The 15,333-nt window shown below is 63.5% G+C and carries 13 protein-coding genes and 1 riboswitch; of the genes, 4 read left to right on the top strand and 9 right to left on the bottom strand.

Annotated features, from left to right (window positions below):
- Positions 1–93: 93 nt before the first annotated feature.
- The 4 genes from dxs to ribB all read right to left on the bottom strand — a co-directional run bounded on the left by dxs (position 94) and on the right by ribB (position 4,154).
- A complete protein-coding gene (dxs, locus tag ABOC32_RS00410) occupies positions 94–1,989 on the bottom strand; it encodes a 1-deoxy-D-xylulose-5-phosphate synthase (RefSeq protein WP_426809809.1) in 1,896 nt (631 codons plus the stop codon).
- Between the two features lie 190 nt (positions 1,990–2,179).
- Complete coding sequence (gene ispA / locus ABOC32_RS00405; RefSeq protein ID WP_426809808.1) at positions 2,180–3,067, bottom strand: (2E,6E)-farnesyl diphosphate synthase; 888 nt, start codon at positions 3,065–3,067, stop codon at positions 2,180–2,182.
- Entirely contained in the window at positions 3,064–3,306 is a 243-nt protein-coding gene (locus ABOC32_RS00400) for an exodeoxyribonuclease VII small subunit (protein WP_003255380.1), read from the bottom strand. Before ABOC32_RS00400 ends, ispA begins: the two co-directional genes overlap by 4 nt.
- A gap of 197 nt (positions 3,307–3,503) precedes the next feature.
- On the bottom strand, positions 3,504–4,154 hold the full coding sequence (ribB, locus tag ABOC32_RS00395) for a 3,4-dihydroxy-2-butanone-4-phosphate synthase (RefSeq protein ID WP_426809807.1): 651 nt from the start codon (positions 4,152–4,154) through the stop codon (positions 3,504–3,506).
- 80 nt (positions 4,155–4,234) lie between these two features.
- Positions 4,235–4,376, bottom strand: a riboswitch (FMN riboswitch).
- Positions 4,377–4,466: 90 nt separating this feature from the next.
- Between ribB and ABOC32_RS00390 the strand changes: the two genes are divergently transcribed.
- Positions 4,467–5,672 carry an RtcB family protein gene (locus ABOC32_RS00390; protein ID WP_426809806.1) on the top strand — a complete coding sequence of 402 codons (1,206 nt, stop codon included), beginning with the start codon at positions 4,467–4,469 and terminating at the stop codon, positions 5,670–5,672.
- A gap of 94 nt (positions 5,673–5,766) precedes the next feature.
- On the top strand, positions 5,767–6,753 hold the full coding sequence (locus ABOC32_RS00385) for a zeta toxin family protein (RefSeq protein ID WP_426809805.1): 987 nt from the start codon (positions 5,767–5,769) through the stop codon (positions 6,751–6,753).
- 38 nt (positions 6,754–6,791) lie between these two features.
- On the opposite strand, the gene ABOC32_RS00380 is transcribed toward ABOC32_RS00385, so the two are convergent.
- From ABOC32_RS00380 to ABOC32_RS00370, 3 genes are all read right to left on the bottom strand, one after another.
- Positions 6,792–7,682 (bottom strand): alpha/beta hydrolase, encoded by an 891-nt coding sequence (locus tag ABOC32_RS00380; RefSeq protein WP_426809804.1) that lies wholly within the window; start codon positions 7,680–7,682, stop codon positions 6,792–6,794.
- A gap of 82 nt (positions 7,683–7,764) precedes the next feature.
- Positions 7,765–9,111, bottom strand: coding sequence for a HAMP domain-containing sensor histidine kinase (locus ABOC32_RS00375; RefSeq protein WP_426809803.1), 1,347 nt, complete (start codon positions 9,109–9,111; stop codon positions 7,765–7,767).
- On the bottom strand, positions 9,111–9,803 hold the full coding sequence (locus ABOC32_RS00370; RefSeq protein ID WP_426809802.1) for a response regulator transcription factor: 693 nt from the start codon (positions 9,801–9,803) through the stop codon (positions 9,111–9,113). The genes ABOC32_RS00375 and ABOC32_RS00370 overlap by 1 nt, the downstream gene beginning before the upstream one ends.
- Before the next feature lie 181 nt (positions 9,804–9,984).
- Here ABOC32_RS00370 and ABOC32_RS00365 point away from each other — a divergent pair, with 181 nt between their 5' ends.
- Entirely contained in the window at positions 9,985–12,162 is a 2,178-nt protein-coding gene (locus ABOC32_RS00365) for a TonB-dependent siderophore receptor (protein ID WP_426809801.1), read from the top strand.
- A gap of 290 nt (positions 12,163–12,452) precedes the next feature.
- Positions 12,453–13,673, top strand: coding sequence for a glycosyltransferase family 4 protein (locus tag ABOC32_RS00360; RefSeq protein WP_426809800.1), 1,221 nt, complete (start codon positions 12,453–12,455; stop codon positions 13,671–13,673).
- A 3-nt stretch (positions 13,674–13,676) separates the two neighbouring features.
- Here ABOC32_RS00360 and ABOC32_RS00355 read toward each other — a convergent pair whose 3' ends face one another.
- Both ABOC32_RS00355 and ABOC32_RS00350 read right to left on the bottom strand, forming a co-directional pair.
- Complete coding sequence (locus tag ABOC32_RS00355) at positions 13,677–14,633, bottom strand: FecR domain-containing protein (protein WP_426809799.1); 957 nt, start codon at positions 14,631–14,633, stop codon at positions 13,677–13,679.
- Positions 14,626–15,165, bottom strand: coding sequence for a sigma-70 family RNA polymerase sigma factor (locus tag ABOC32_RS00350; protein ID WP_426809798.1), 540 nt, complete (start codon positions 15,163–15,165; stop codon positions 14,626–14,628). Before ABOC32_RS00350 ends, ABOC32_RS00355 begins: the two co-directional genes overlap by 8 nt.
- Between the last annotated feature and the right edge of the window lie 168 nt (positions 15,166–15,333).

The raw sequence follows: 15,333 nt of genomic DNA, 5'->3' as shown, positions 1-15,333 counted from the left end.
TAGCATTCGCGGGCACGCCCGCCCCCACAGGTAATCCACTGCCCTTAAGGCTGGTGATATCCCTGTGGGAGCGGGCGTGCCCGCGAAAAGGCCCTAGAGGCCGAGCCTGGCCATGCGAGCCTTGACCGAAGCCTCGATCCCGGCCGCATCCAGCCCGCACTCAGCCAGCATCTGCGCAGGCTTGGCATGCTCGACATAAATATCTGGCAAGCCCAGGTGCAGCAGCGGCTTGAGCACTGCCTGGCTGGCCAGGAACTCACCTACCGCAGCACCCGCACCACCCATGATGGCGTTCTCTTCGATGGTTACCAGCAACTCGTGGCTGCCCGCCAGCTCCAGCACCAAGGCTTCGTCCAGCGGCTTGACGAACCGCATGTCGACCACCGTGGCGTTGATCTGCTCGGCCACCTGCATGGCCTCGGCCAACTGCACGCCAAACACCAGCAGGGCGACTTTCTCGCCTTGGCGGCGAACCACGCCCTTGCCGATTTCCAGTGGCTCCAGGTCGCCGCTGATCGGCGCATTCGGGCCGGTGCCACGCGGGTAGCGCACGGCTGCCGGGCCGTTGTACAGGTGGCCGGTGCTGAGCATCTTGCGCAGCTCGTTTTCGTCGCTCGGGGTCATCACCAGCATGCCCGGGATGCAGCGTAGGTACGACAAGTCGTAGCTGCCCGCATGGGTCGGGCCGTCTTCGCCGACCAGGCCGGCGCGGTCGATGGCGAACAGCACGTCGAGGTTCTGCACGGCCACGTCGTGGATCAGCTGGTCGTAGGCACGCTGCAGGAACGTGGAGTAGATCGCCACCACCGGTTTGCTGCCCTCGCAGGCCATGCCGGCCGCCAGGGTAACGGCGTGCTGCTCGGCGATCGCCACGTCGAAGTAGCGTTCCGGGTAGCGTTCGCTGAAGTCGACCAGGTCGGAGCCTTCCTTCATCGCCGGGGTGATGCCCACCAGGCGGTTGTCGGCGGCGGCCATGTCGCACAGCCACTGGCCGAACACGGCGGAATATTTCGGGCCGCTGACTTTCTTCGGCGCGGCCGGTTTGTCGGCCGGCTCCAGCTTGGTGATGGCGTGGTAGCCGATCGGGTCGACCTCGGCCGGGGCGAAGCCCTTGCCCTTCTTGGTCACCACGTGCAGGAACTGCGGGCCCTTCAGGTCACGCATGTTGCGCAGGGTAGCGATCATGGTCGGCAGGTCGTGGCCGTCGATGGGGCCGATGTAGTTCCAGCCCAGTTCCTCGAACAGCGTGCCCGGCACCAGCATGCCCTTGGCGTATTCCTCGGTGCGGCGGGCGATTTCCCAGGCGCCTGGCAGGCGCGACAGCACCTTCTTGCTGCCCTCGCGCATGCTCGCGTAGGTGCGGCTGGAAAGGATCTTGGCCAGGTAGTTGGACAGGCCGCCGACATTGCGCGAAATCGACATGTCGTTGTCGTTGAGGATCACCAGCATGTCGGCGTTGACTTCCTGGGCGTGGTTCAACGCCTCGAAGGCCATGCCGGCAGTCAGCGCGCCGTCCCCGATCACCGCAATCGACTTGCGTGCGCTGTTCTGCAGACGGGCGGCAATGGCCATGCCCAGTGCGGCGCTGATCGAGGTGCTGGAGTGGCCGACGCCAAAGGTGTCGTACTCGCTTTCGCTGCGGCGCGGGAAGGCGGCAATGCCGTCCTTCTGGCGCAGGCTGAGCATGCGGTTACGGCGCCCGGTGAGGATCTTGTGCGGGTAGGCCTGGTGGCCCACGTCCCACACCAGCCGGTCGTCCGGGGTGTCGAACACGTAGTGCAGGGCAATGGTCAGCTCGATCACGCCCAGACCGGCGCCAAAATGCCCACCGGTCTGACCCACGGTGTAGAGCAGTTCCTGGCGCAGTTCGTCGGCCAGGGTCTCCAGGTCGGCTTCGGCCAGCCGGCGCAGGCCGGCAGGCGTGTCAGCGCGGTCGAGCAACGGCGTGACCGGGCGTTCGCGGGGGATCTCTTGAAACGTCGTGGGCATCAGGCGAGTCGTTATAGGTGTGTTAAGACGCGGCAGTTTACCCCATTGTGGGAAAAGTGCCCATTCGACCACTGTTTGCGACACCCCATTGTAGGCGCGGGCTTGCCCGCGAATGCGGTGCTGAATGCGGTGCTGAATGTACCGCCGCATTCGCGGGTGAACCCGCTCCCACAGGGATAGGTGTAGCTGTCTAGTTACGGCGTTCGACGATGTAGCGCGCCAGGTCCCGCAGCGGCTCGGCCGCTTCACCGAAGCCTTGCAGTGCAATCAGCGCCTGGTCGCGCAGTTCGATTGCATAGGCCTTGGCCGCTTCCAGGCCCAGCAGGGCCGGGTAGGTCGGTTTGTCACGCGCTATGTCGGCACCCTGGCGTTTGCCCAGGGTGGCGGTGTCGCTTTCCACGTCGAGGATGTCGTCCTGCACCTGGAATGCCAGGCCGATGGCCTGTGCATAAACCTGCAGGGCATCCAGCTGCGCCTGTTCGGCGCGGGCGCTGGCCAGGGCGCCGAGGCGTACGCTGGCTTCAATCAGTGCGCCGGTCTTGTGCCGGTGCATGAACTCCAGTGCCTGCTGGTTTAGCTTCAGGCCCACCGAACCGAGGTCGATGGCCTGGCCGCCGACCATGCCTGCCGGGCCGGCAGCCTTGGCCAGGGCCTGGACCATGGCCAGGCGAATGCTGTCGGCCTGCGGGCTCAGGCCTGGGTCGAGCAGGGCACTGAACGCCAGGCTCTGCAAGCCGTCGCCAGCGAGAATGGCGCAGGCTTCGTCGAAGGCTTTGTGGGTAGTGGGTTGGCCGCGACGCAGGTCGTCGTCGTCCATGGCTGGCAGGTCGTCATGCACCAGCGAGTAAGCGTGGATCAGTTCGACCGCGCAGGCCGCGCCGTTGGCCTGTTCGGCCGGGGCGCCCAAGGCTTCGCAGGCCGCGTAGGCCAGCAACGGGCGTACGCGCTTGCCGCCGTTCATCACGCTGTAGCGCATGGCGGCGTAAAGGCGTTCCAGCTCTTTGGACGGGGCGACGAACAGCGGTTCGAGGGCGGCGTCGACCCGAGCCTGGCAACTGGCCTGGTAGGTGCCGATCATGCTTCCGGCTCCGCGTCGAAGGGCTGTGCAGCCAGTTCGCCGTCGCGCTCCAGCAGGATTTGCACTTTCTGCTCGGCCTGGGCCAGGGCACCCTGGCAATCACGGGTCAGGGCGATGCCTTGCTCGAAGGCGGCCAGCGACTCTTCCAGCGACAACTCGCCGTTCTCCAGGCGCTCGACCAGTGCTTGCAGGTCTGCGAGGGATTGCTCGAAATCGAGGGAGGCTTTTTTGCGGGCCATGGCGACTGTCTCGGTGGCATTCAGAACGGCGCGACACTAGCAGAGCGGGGCGGGGGGAGCAAACTTCCGGGGCAATGTGTCTGGATTTGTCGGCCTCTTCGCGGGCTTGCCCGCTCCCACAGGTATTGCACCGGCTCTGAACCCGGCGCAGACCCTGTGGGAGCGGGCAAGCCCGCGAAGAGCCCCAAGGTGCTCTATCAGGCTGGCTCGGCTTCGAGCTCCAGCATCGCTTCGCGGTATCGCGCCAGCTCTTCGATGGTCAGCACCGGCAAGTTGTACTGGCGCGCATACACCGCCACTTGCTCGCCACGGGCCATGCTGCCGTCGGGGTTCATCAGTTCGCACAGCACCGCCGCCGGGCGCAGGCCGGCCAGGCGCGCCAGGTCCACCGAGCCTTCGGTGTGCCCACGGCGGGTCAGTACCCCGCCATTGCGGGCGCGCAGCGGGAACACATGCCCCGGGCTGACGATATGGCGCTGTTCGGCGCTGGAGCGCAGTGCCGCGCCAATGGTGGTGATGCGGTCCTGGGCAGAAACCCCGGTGGTGATGCCTTCTGCGGCCTCGATGGTGACCGTGAAGCCGGTGCCGTGGCGGGCCTGGTTGTTCTGCACCATTGGCGCCAGTTGCAGGGCGTCGACGGTGGCTTCGTCCAGGCACAGGCAGACGATGCCGCTGCAGTCGCGGATCATCATGGCCATGGTCTGCAACGTAATGTTTTCGGCAGCGGCAATGATGTCCGCTTCGTCCTCGCGGTCGTCATCGTCAAGCAGCAGCACAGGGCGCCCGGCCTGGAAGGCGGCGATGGCGGCGGAAACAGCGGGGAATTGCGGGTGGTTACGGATGGACATGAAACGCTCCTCGTGAATGATCGATGAACGTCTCGGGGCGAACAAAATGCGTGCGCAGGGGCGCCCGGATGGCCCCTGCCTGACGCCTTCTTTCATCCGGACTATGACCGTCGGCTCTGGAGTTGCACCAGATCTGCTGACCCCCGGCATGACCGGGGCGCTCGCGGGCTCATCTTTCGATTTACCGCCGGTGGGGACTTGCACCCCGCCCTGAAGACCGCCCAAGCATACCGCACCTGGCCACCCCGCTGGCAACCCACGGTTCTACGACCTTTGGCGGTATCATGCCGTCATGCATTCGAGGAACAACCCATGGATATTCTCCAGGTCGCCGGTGGCAAGCCGATCAAGCTGTGGACCGATGGCGTGCCGGTCGAAGACGAGGCCCGCCAACAACTGCTGAACACGGCCAGGATGCCGTTCATCTTCAAGCACCTGGCGGTGATGCCCGACGTGCACCTGGGCAAGGGCTCGACCATCGGCAGCGTGATCCCCACGGTCGGCGCGATCATTCCCGCAGCGGTTGGCGTGGACATCGGCTGCGGCATGATCGCCGCGCGCACCTCGCTGCACGCCCGTGACCTGCCAGACAACCTGCATGGCTTGCGCAGTGCCATCGAGCAGGCGGTGCCCCATGGCAAGACCTTCGGCAAACGTGACCAGGGCGCCTGGGCCGATGTGCCGGCCAAGGCGGACAAGGCCTGGGGCCAGCTGGCGGGGGGCTTCAAGGCCATAACCGACAAGTATCCGCGGCTGGAGAAGACCAATAACCGTCACCACCTGGGCACCCTGGGCGGTGGTAACCACTTTATCGAGGTGTGCCTGGATGAGGCCGACCGCGTCTGGTTCATGCTGCACAGCGGCTCGCGCGGTGTGGGCAATGCCATCGGCAACCTGTTCATCGAGCTGGCCCAGGCCGATATGCGTCAGCACCTGGCCAACCTGCCGGACAAGGACCTTGCCTATTTCGAAGAAGGTAGCCGCCATTTCGCCGACTATGTCGAAGCGGTGGAATGGGCGCAGGACTACGCCCGGCAGAACCGCGAGCTGATGATGCTGGCGGTGGTCGGTGCTGCCCGCAAGGCGCTGGGCAAAGCGTTCGAGGCCCGCCTTGAGGCGGTGAACTGCCACCATAACTATGTACAGCGTGAGCAGCATTTTGGCCGCGAAGTGTTGGTCACGCGCAAAGGGGCGGTGTCGGCACAGAAGGGCGAGCTGGGCATCATCCCGGGCTCGATGGGGGCCAAGAGCTTCATCGTGCGTGGGCTGGGCAACGAGGAGTCGTTCTGTTCGTGCAGCCATGGCGCCGGCCGGGTGATGAGCCGGACCAAGGCCAAAAGCCGCTTTACCGTCGAGGACCAACGGCGCGCCACGGCGCATGTGGAGTGCCGCAAGGACAAGGAAGTCATCGACGAGATCCCGATGGCGTACAAGGACATCGACGCAGTAATGCGTGCCCAGCAGGCGCTTGTCGAAGTGGTTCACACCCTGCGCCAGGTGGTGTGTGTGAAGGGGTAGCGAGCAGCGCCTTAACTAACTACCACACTGTGCAGCGGGGCAATTCCTAGAGTGTCGGCCAGCCCATTTCGGGCAGACACCTGAGGATTGCAGAATGGCCACGCTTTACCCGTTCACCGAAAGCGACGTGGAGGATGCCTTCGCCCAGCTCGACAATGCGCTGTTCGACAAGGCGCGCGAAGCTGATGGGCCTGAAAGCGACCCAACCCCGAACATGCTCATCGTTGCCGGAGCGCAAGGGTCGGGCAAGACTTACCTGCTGGAGAAGCAGTTGCTGCCCAGCGAGCGCTACCCGAATCATGTGCGGCTTTATTTGCCAGCGTTCCGCAAACTGCACCCGCACTACAGCGATATGAGCCAGCACGGTGTGTTGCATGTATACGAGCACACCGAAACCTTCATCAGGGCACTGAGCGGCAAGGTTTTCGCGTACGCCTTCGCCAATCGCTACAACATCATCATGGAATCGGCACTGGATGACGAAGCATTCGCCAGTTTCCCGCCTGCGGCTGTGGCGGCGGGTTACCGCTTCGAGATTCACATGATCGCTTGCAAGGAGGAGTTCAGCCATTGGGCGACCCTCGACCGTGGCGTCAAGAGCATTGCCAAGGGCGAAATCGAGCGGTTCGTGGCGTTGTCGCAGATCCAGGCCTCCCAGGCGAATGCCAAAAAGATCCTCAACGCTTTCGAACACGCCTGCACACAGGCCGTCGGGTCGCAGATTACGCTTTATGAGCGAGGCTTCGAGACGGACCAGCAGAGCAAGGTGCTGTGCCACAGCACGTGCGATGCCCAGGGCGTGTTGACCCCGCAGGCGGACTACAACGGCCAGGCCTTTTTCCGGGCGGCTTACCACGACACACCGGTCGAAATCCGTCGCAGCCGTGAAAGCAGCGGCTCTGGCGCCTACCTTCAATTCTTCCAGGTGGTGCATGCCGGCATGCTCGATGAGCCGGTGCGCCAGCAGATGGTCATGGCCTGTTGCAAGACCCTTGGCCGTAGCACGGACCTGGTACCCCGGATTTCCAGGGATGCCTTCCGCGACTTGAGCCAGTACCTGCTCAAGTACACCTACCCCTGATGACAAGAGGGCGCAGCAGGCCGGAGCCGGTTTAGCCGTTATCTGGCCAGCTGCCCGAGCACCGTCTTCAACGATGCCCCCAGCATTTGCCCATGGTCCAGCCCCTCGAACCGTTCGAAACGTACCTGCAGGCCTTTTACCTTGGCCAGGTCCGCTGCCAGTTCGCGCGCCGGTCTCTCGACATCGCCCTTTACCGGCGCCCTGGGGTTGGCAGGTTCCTCGCTGCCGCGCATCAGTAGCAGCCGCGCCGGGGTGTTGCCCATGCGTTGTTCAAGCCCCTGCGCCTCATGCACGATTGCCCCGTCATGCCACCACAGCGAAGGGCTGGCTGCCGCGTATTCACTGAACGCCCCGGGCCGGGTGAACAGCGCATGAAGCACGGCCAGCCCGCCGTAGGAATGGCCCCACAGCGTCTGTCGTTGCAGGTCGATGGGGGCCACCCCGGCCACCATCGGCCGCATGCGCTCGGTCAGCAGGTCCAGAAATGCATCCACGCCGCCACTGGGCTGGCCGGTCAGCGGGTCACGCTGCTCGGCCTGCCCGGGCAACGTCGGGGTGTAGTCGTAAGTACGCCCAGCCCGCTCGATACGCTGTTCGGTCTGGTAGCCCACGGCCACCAGCAAGGGCGCCTGGCCGGCGGCAAGCCTGGCCAGTTGCTGGCTGTCCAGCGCGCCAAGCGCAGCATTGCCGTCGAGCATCCACAGCACCGGGTATCCGGAGGCTGGCGCGGGGCGGTTCGGCGTGCCGACCCACACACGGTAATGACGCTGGCCATCGGCCGAATCCAGGTCGAGTTGGCTGAAACGGTAGGCCAGGTCCTGACGCTGCAGCAGCGAGGTGTCCATCTTCTGGCTGCGCTCGGGCTGCGCCAGGGCAAGGGGGGCTGCAAGGGCCAGTGCCAAAGCCAGCGTCAGGGTGATCTTGCTCATCAGGCGTCTCGTCAGGGCTTTGCGAGGAGCGCAAGGCTGGAACGCCCAGATGATAATCAGTCCTGATTGGGCGTAAAGCGCATTAACTTTCTAAACAGTCCCTGGCAATCGGCAAGGCCATGTGAAGGCACAGCCCAGGGTGGCCATTGCTGGCCCACAAACGGCCGCCTTGCAGCTCGATGGCGCGACGGGCGATGGCCAGGCCCAGGCCGAAGCCCGCGCCGCTGTCGGCCAGGCGCTGGTAAGGCTTGAAGATGCGTTCAAGGTCGGCGTCAGGTACGCCGGGGCCCTGGTCGCTGAGGCGCAGGTGCCAGCAGCCGCCTTCACGCCAGCCGTCCAGGCTGACCCGGCCCTCGGCAGGCGAGTGGCGAATGGCATTGCGTATGAGGTTTTCCAGTGCCTGGGCCAGGCTGTCCAGATGGGCCTGTACCAGGCAATCGGTATCCAGTGAGCACGGCAGGCGCGCACGGTCCCAGCCGCTTTCGAAGCAAACGTCCTGGCACAACGCTTCCCACACGGAAACCATCAATACCGGCTCGGTCGGCAAGCTGGGCTGTTCGGTGTCCATCCAGGCCAGGTCCAGCGTGTCTTCCAGCAGCTTCTGCATGTCGGCGACTTCGCGGTCCAGGCGCTCGCGCAACTGCGGCGGCGGCAAGTCGCTGTCATGGGCGATGCGCAGCCGCGCCAGGGGTGTGCGCAACTCGTGGGACAGCGTCCGCAACAGCAGGCGCTGTTGTTCCAGGCTCTGGCGCAGGCGCCCGGCCATGTGCTCGAAGGCCTGTGCCAGTTCACCCAGCTCGTCGCGGCGTGCCAGCAGGGGCAGTGCGGGGCTGTCCAGGTCATCGGCACGCAGGGCGTCGGCGCGGTCGCGCAGGCGGTTCAGCGGTACGACTAGATGCCGGTACAACGCCAGGCCCAGCAGCAGGGCGAGCAGTGCGGGGGCGACGCCGTGGGTGATCACATGGGTCCACGGCGTCAGGCCGGTGGGCAGCAGGCGTTCGGGCAGTTGCAGCACCAGCCGGCCGTGCTCGGGGTGTTGCGGGAATTCGATGCTGACGTAGGGCAGTTCATCCTGCAGGCGCCGGCTCATGGGCCAGTCCAGTTTGCGCATGAAGGTCAGGTGGCTGGCCTCCTCGGCGCTCAGCGGTGTGGTGCCGAGGCTTTGCAGGTGCGGGCCGATCACCGCCACCCAGGTGTCCTCGGCCTGTTCCAGTTGCCGCCGCCAGGCCTCGGCGCCGACTGCGCCGCCCTGGGTCCAGGCGTCTTCAGCTTGTTGCGCATAGCGCGCCAGGTAGTTCTGGTCGGCCGGGGACAGAAAATAGGTGCTGCGCTCCACCGACAGGCCCCAGGTCCAGATCAGCCAGATCAGCAACAGGCAGAAGCTGACCTGCAGTACGGCCAGTTTCCACAGCAACGGGTGGCGACGCATCAGGGCTGTTCCGTGTCGACCAGGATGTACCCCTGCCCACGCACGGCCTGGATCTGCAGGTGTTGGGCACTGATGTCGGCCAGTTTGCGGCGCAGGTTGCACACATGCACATCCAGGCCCCGGTCCAGGCGGGTATAGGCCCGGTGCAGCACGGTCTGGTACAGGAAGGGTTTGCTCAAGGCTTCGCCGGGGTGCGCCCGCAGCGTCACCAGCAAGCGGAACTCGGACGCGGTGAGGCCAGCGGCGTTGCCGTTGTGGATAACGTCCTGGCGGTCGTGGTCCAGCATCACCTCGCCAACGTCGGCACGCAGCGCCGTGCCGCGATCAAATGCCACGCGCCGCAGCAAGGCATCGACCCGTGCGTCCAGCTCCGCCAGGCTGAAGGGCTTGGGCAGGTAGTCGTCAGCACCACGGGTAAAGCCACTGATGCGGTCCTGCTCGGCGCCCAGCGCCGACATCAGCATGACCGGCACCGCCTGCTGCCGGCGCAGCTCGTCGAGCAGGCTGAGGCCATCGATACCCGGCAGCATGATGTCCAGCAACACCAGTTCGAACGGTGTTTGCCGAATGGCGTCCAGGGCCTGGGTGCCGGTAGCGCAGGCGTTTACCCGGAAACCACGTTTGAGGAAATGGCGTTCCAGGTCCTGACGCAGGCTTGCGTCGTCTTCGGCGAGGAGAAGTGAGGTGGGCACGGCGAGCCTTGAATGAGAACCTGTATCAGTTACGAATCATCCCATTGCCAGCAGGGGAGGGCAACGCCTGGGAGTGTTAAGAAGGTTAATCCTGCTGCGCCCCCGTTTTCCCTCCGGTATCGTTCGCAAAAAGCAACTTGTTTCGTTTGCGAATTACTATCATTTGGGCGAAGGGTGTGTCATGAACGGTTTCAAACGTGTGGGGAGCCCGCGACGGGCTCGGGGCTGGCTGGTGCTGGGGTTGCTGGCGCCGTTCTCGTTGTCGGCACTGGCTGAAACGGTGGCCACCCAGGCGGCAGCCGAGGACAGCTCGCTCGACCTGCCGGCACTGACCATCGAAGGCAACCGCCTGTACGACATGCTGCCCTCGGAAGCCACCGGTGGCTACAGCGTCGATGCCGCGACCGTGGGCACCAAGACGCCAGCAGCGCTGAAGGACATCCCCCAGTCGATCACCGTGTACACCCAGGACTACGTCAAAGACCGCCAGTTCGTGCACCTGGATGACCTGGCCAAGTACACCGCCGGCCTGCGCACCTTGACCAACGACAGCGGCCGGTCGTCGATCTATGCCCGTGGCTACGAGTACAGTGAATTCAACATCGACGGCCTGCCGGCACCGATGGCCAGCATCTTCGGTACCGTACCGTCACTGGCGGCGTTCGACCGTGTCGAAATCATGCGCGGCCCGGCCGGGCTGTTCAGCAGCACCAGTGAACTGGGTGGCATCGTCAACATGGTGCGCAAGCGCCCGACCGCGGAGTTTCAGGGCCACGTCGAAGGCAGCTATGGCACCTGGGACACCAACCACGAAGAAATCGACCTGAGCGGGCCGCTGGATGGCGCCGGCCGTGTGCGCGGGCGGTTCATCGCGTCGCGTGACGACACCAATGGCGAAGTCGATTACAACGCCAACACCAGCAACAGCTACTACGGCGCGCTGGATGTCGACCTGGACGACGCCACCACGCTGTCGTTCGGCCTGATGCACGAAGTGAAGAACATCACCCCGCACAATGGCTACCCGGCAACCCTTTCTGGCGACGTGCCCGATTTCAGCCACTCCCGTTTCCTGGGGGCTGACTGGAACTACTTCGATGGCAAGACCACCGACCTGGTCGCCGAGCTGACCCACCGCTTCGACAACGGCGGCTATGGCCGTATCGCGGCGCGCGGCTCGCACCGCGACACCAACTACCTGTACGCCTTCACCGCAACCAATGCCACCACTGGTGCCAACTCCGAGCGCGCCAGTGCTCGCGACTTCACCCAGGACACCTACTCGCTGGACGCCAGCTACAGCCAGCCGTTCGAAACCCTTGGCCAGGTCAGCGAGTTTGTGGTCGGCACCGACTACAAGAACTACGACACCGAATACCTCAACGGCACCACCAACCTGGGCGCCATCAACGTCAACACCTACTCGCCGACGCGGTTCGCCAAACCATCGCCCAACTACAGCACCGAGACCGGCATGCAGGAAGAGGAATACGGCCTGTATTCCAAGGTCACCTTCCGCCCGATCGAGCGCCTGGCGCTGATCGCCGGGGGCCGCTTCAGCTGGTACCGCGGTGATTTCTACACCACCACCCTGAGCAGCGGTGCCAGCACCAACGACAGCAAGCGCGTGGACGGCCACTTCACACCGTATGGCGGCCTGGTCTACGACCTGACCGAGAACCATGCGCTGTACGCCAGCTACTCGCAGGTGTTCAAGCCGCAGTCCGACACCGACAGCAACGGCCGGGTGCTGAAGCCGCGTGAAGGCGAGCAGTACGAGTTCGGCCTCAAGAGCAGCTACTTTGGCGGCGACCTGAATACCCGCTTTTCGGTGTTCCGCCTGACCGACAAGAACCGCGCCACCACCGAGTACGACGAGGATGGTGTAGACACCAACTTCTCGGTGGCCTCCGGCAAGACCCGTGTCAAAGGCGCCGAAGTGGAAGTGAGCGGCAAGCTGACGCCAAACTGGGAACTGCTGGCCGGCTACACCTGGATGGAAACCGAAACCCTCAAGGGTGACGCCGAAACCACGTTCTTCATCATGCCGCGCAACCAGGCTTCGCTGTGGAGCAAGTACACCATCAGCCAGGGCCCGCTGACCGGCCTGGCCATTGGCGGCGGTGTATCGGCGATGAGCAACTTCTACTCCGAGAACGGTGGCGTGCGTATCGATGCACCCGGCTATGCCACGGTCGACGCCATGCTGTCGTACCCGGTTACCTCGAAGCTGACGGCCACCTTCAACGTCAACAACCTGTTCGACCGGGATTACCTGTCGCGTGTGGGGTCGACGTCGACGTTCAACTTCTACGGGCCGTCGCGCAGCATGATGGTCGGGGCGCGGTACGACTTCTGATGAGGCCATATCGCACCTCCCGCCCTCATTGAAAAATAGATAACTTGATAGTTTGGCAGGACTGTTTTTGGCGCCGGCTTACCGGCGCCATGGGCAAGTGAAATTTTTGTAGTAAGTCGTGTGCAATCGATGAAGGCGCACTAAAGTGTAGCGCAAGCGGAGCGCTTGCTGCGTACGCAGGAGGTCTGCAAGGACGCTACAACGTTGTTGAGATGGACGGCTGGTATTGAGGAGTAGGCCCCATGTAGACAATTCAATCGTTAGTGTCCTGGCATCCCTGTGAGGGGAATATGATTGAAGACCCATACATGCTGTTCACCCGAATTCCTGTTGTCGTAGACGAGCAAGGTGGTTTGTTTACAGACCCCTTGTGGGTCAAAGACATAGAGCTTCATTTAACCTACATAGAAAACTTCGGCATGTGCTGCCCTGTCGAGAGAGGCGACAACGTCGACGGGCTGCAAAGCATCAGTCATCTGGATGTGAAGTGGCTTTATAAATTGCGCAAGGACCATGGGCTTGCGTCAGTAGTAAAGAACTTCTTCCCGAATTTCATAACCGTCATCAATGCCTGCAAACGCGCCAGGATCGTTCATTCTGACGGCGCCGGTTGGGCATTCCCCTTGTCCTTTTACCTGTTGCCGCTCAAGCCGTTGTTCCGCTTTCAGTGGGTGATTGTCATAGAGTCTTCATTCTGGATGTTGGCTCAGGGGCAGGCGCGCACCCTCAGGGCAATCATCGAACACCATGTGCACACCCTGTTATTGAAGTGCTGCCTGAAGTTGGCGAATGCCAGGATATTTACCCAGTCCTTCTACAAGGAATATTTTCTTGGGCGCAATAACAGTCGCACGTTGATCAACCCCGCCAGCTGGCTCGACAAGAAATTCATGGCGTCCCCTGAGGCAGTCAGAAAAAGATTCGAAGGCAGGCACAGCCGTACACTCAACGTGCTTTACCCCTCCCGCCTTGTTCTGGACAAAGGTGTACTGGTAGTCCTTGAAGCCATTGAACAGCTGAAAACCGAAGACGTAGATATCACCGTCACCCTCATGGGTGAAGGTGATTTGAAAGAGCACTGCCGACGCTTTGCTGCTGAAAAGCGTGGCGGCGTCGAGGTGAGGTTCCAGAACGCAGTTGATTACGGCAAAGACTTTTTCAGGATCATTGCCGAGCATGACTGGCTGTTGGTGCCGACACTGAAGCAGGAGCAACCCCGAATCATTTTTGACGCATTCAGCCAGGGCGTTCCCGTCATCGGTTCTGACACATCCGGGGTGCTGGACATTACCAGCGAGCACACCGCCCTCACGTTTGAAACCGGGAACCCGTCCAGCCTGGCAGACCGCATTCGTCATGCTGCCCGGCATCCCGAGCTGGCGCTGGAAATGGGGCTGGCGGGGTTGGATTATGCGACGGGGAAGACACACTTGCAGATGCATCAGGTGCGCGAGGAATTCCTGAAAAGCAGTTTGACGCCCTGTGCCAGTTCGCGCGCCCAAAAAGACTGACGATCACCGACCGATAACCAGCCGCCCACCATCCTGACGAACCTGCAGCGCATAGGTCTGGGCCAGCATGGCCAACGCCAGCGGCAGATCATCGACCGGGAAGGTGCCAGACACCCGCAGCTCGCTCAACGCGGGGTCGCACTCGAGGGGGCGGTCGGCGTAGCGCATCAAGGCCTGCGCCCACTGTTGCAATGGCATGTCGTCGGCCACCAGCAAGCCGCGTTGCCAGGCCAGGCTGGTTTCACGCACTTCCCCGACAACGCCCAGACGCTCCCGGCTGAATCGTACCTGCTGCCCGGCGCGGATGATGTTCTCGCCTGCCGCCACGCTGGCGCTTTCGGGGCGTACCTGCACGGCGCCTTCGTACACCTCGAGCAAGGTTTCATCGGCCAGCTGGCGCACGCTGAAGCGCGTGCCCAGCGCGAGCAACTGCCCCTGCACGGTCTGCACCCTCAGCGGCCGTGGGTCGGCAGCGGTCACGATGTACACCTCGCCACGGCGCAGATGCAGCAGCCGTTGCGCGCTATCGAAAAGCAGCTGCAGGGCACTGTCGGTATTGAGGATGATCTGCGTGCCGTCGGCCAGCCGCGCGTGTGTGCGCTCGCCCACCGCCGTCTGGTAATTACTGGCAAAACGCCCGGCCTGCGAGTGCCAGCCCCACCAGCCAAGCGGTGCGGCACCCATCAGCAGCACCAGCCCGCGCAGTACCGCGCGCCTGCCCGGGGGGCGTTGCAGGGTCTGCCTGGCCAGCGTTGGCGGCAGGCTGCCCAGGCGTGAAAGCAGGCGCTGGGCCCTTTTCCATGCCCGTTCGTGCTCATCACTGGCAAGCCGCCAGCGTTCCAGTTCGAGCTGCTGGGCAGGCAGCAGCGGCCCTTCCTGCATCAGCATCAGCCACGAGGCTGCCTGGGCAAGCACATGCTGCGCGATGGCAGCGTCGGGCGTTGCAGTACCGTTAGTCATCGGGCATCTGCGTCAGGCACGCCAGGTAGCCCTCGTGGATGTACTTCTTCACCGTCGGCAGCGCTATGTTCAAGGCCACGGCGATGTCCTTCTGCTTCATGCCGTCCAGTGTCGCCATCAGGAATGCCTGCCTTGCTCGCGGTCGCAGCTTGTCCAGCACTGCGTCGATCTCGTGCAGGGTCTCGAGAATCACACATTGCAGCTCGGGGGAAGGGCATTCGGGCTCTGGCAGCAACAGCAGCGCTTCGAGCCACGCCTGCTCCAGCGACTGCCGGCGACGCCAGCTCACCAGCACGCAGTTGGCGATGCGCGTCAGGTAGGCGCGGGGTTGACGAATCGGCTCGACCCGCGCGCCCTCGCGGCTGGCCAGCACACGCAGGAACGTATCCTGGGCCAGATCGTCGGCCACCCCGCGCCCCCAGGACCTCAGCCGGTAGGCAAGCCAGTTGCGCAGCCAGGCGTGATTCTCGATGTACAGCGTTTCGATACTGCACGGCTCGGTACTGTTCGGCGGGGAGAGGGGAGCATTCATCGTCGATTGAATTGATACATGGGCTGTCGCAAATGCAAACCATTATCACTAGAATTGCTCAAGTCACAAGGCCCGTTCGGCAAAATTGGACGCTGCCCATTCATTCATATCCTTTTTTCGACCTCGTGCGACAGAGGAGGTAACAGCCCGCTGCCAGTGGTGGGCGCG

This window comes from Pseudomonas sp. WOUb67, from assembly GCF_050058005.1.
Taxonomy (GTDB): Bacteria; Pseudomonadota; Gammaproteobacteria; order Pseudomonadales; family Pseudomonadaceae; genus Aquipseudomonas; species Aquipseudomonas putida_R.
This window is presented reverse-complemented; position numbering and strand designations above follow the sequence as displayed.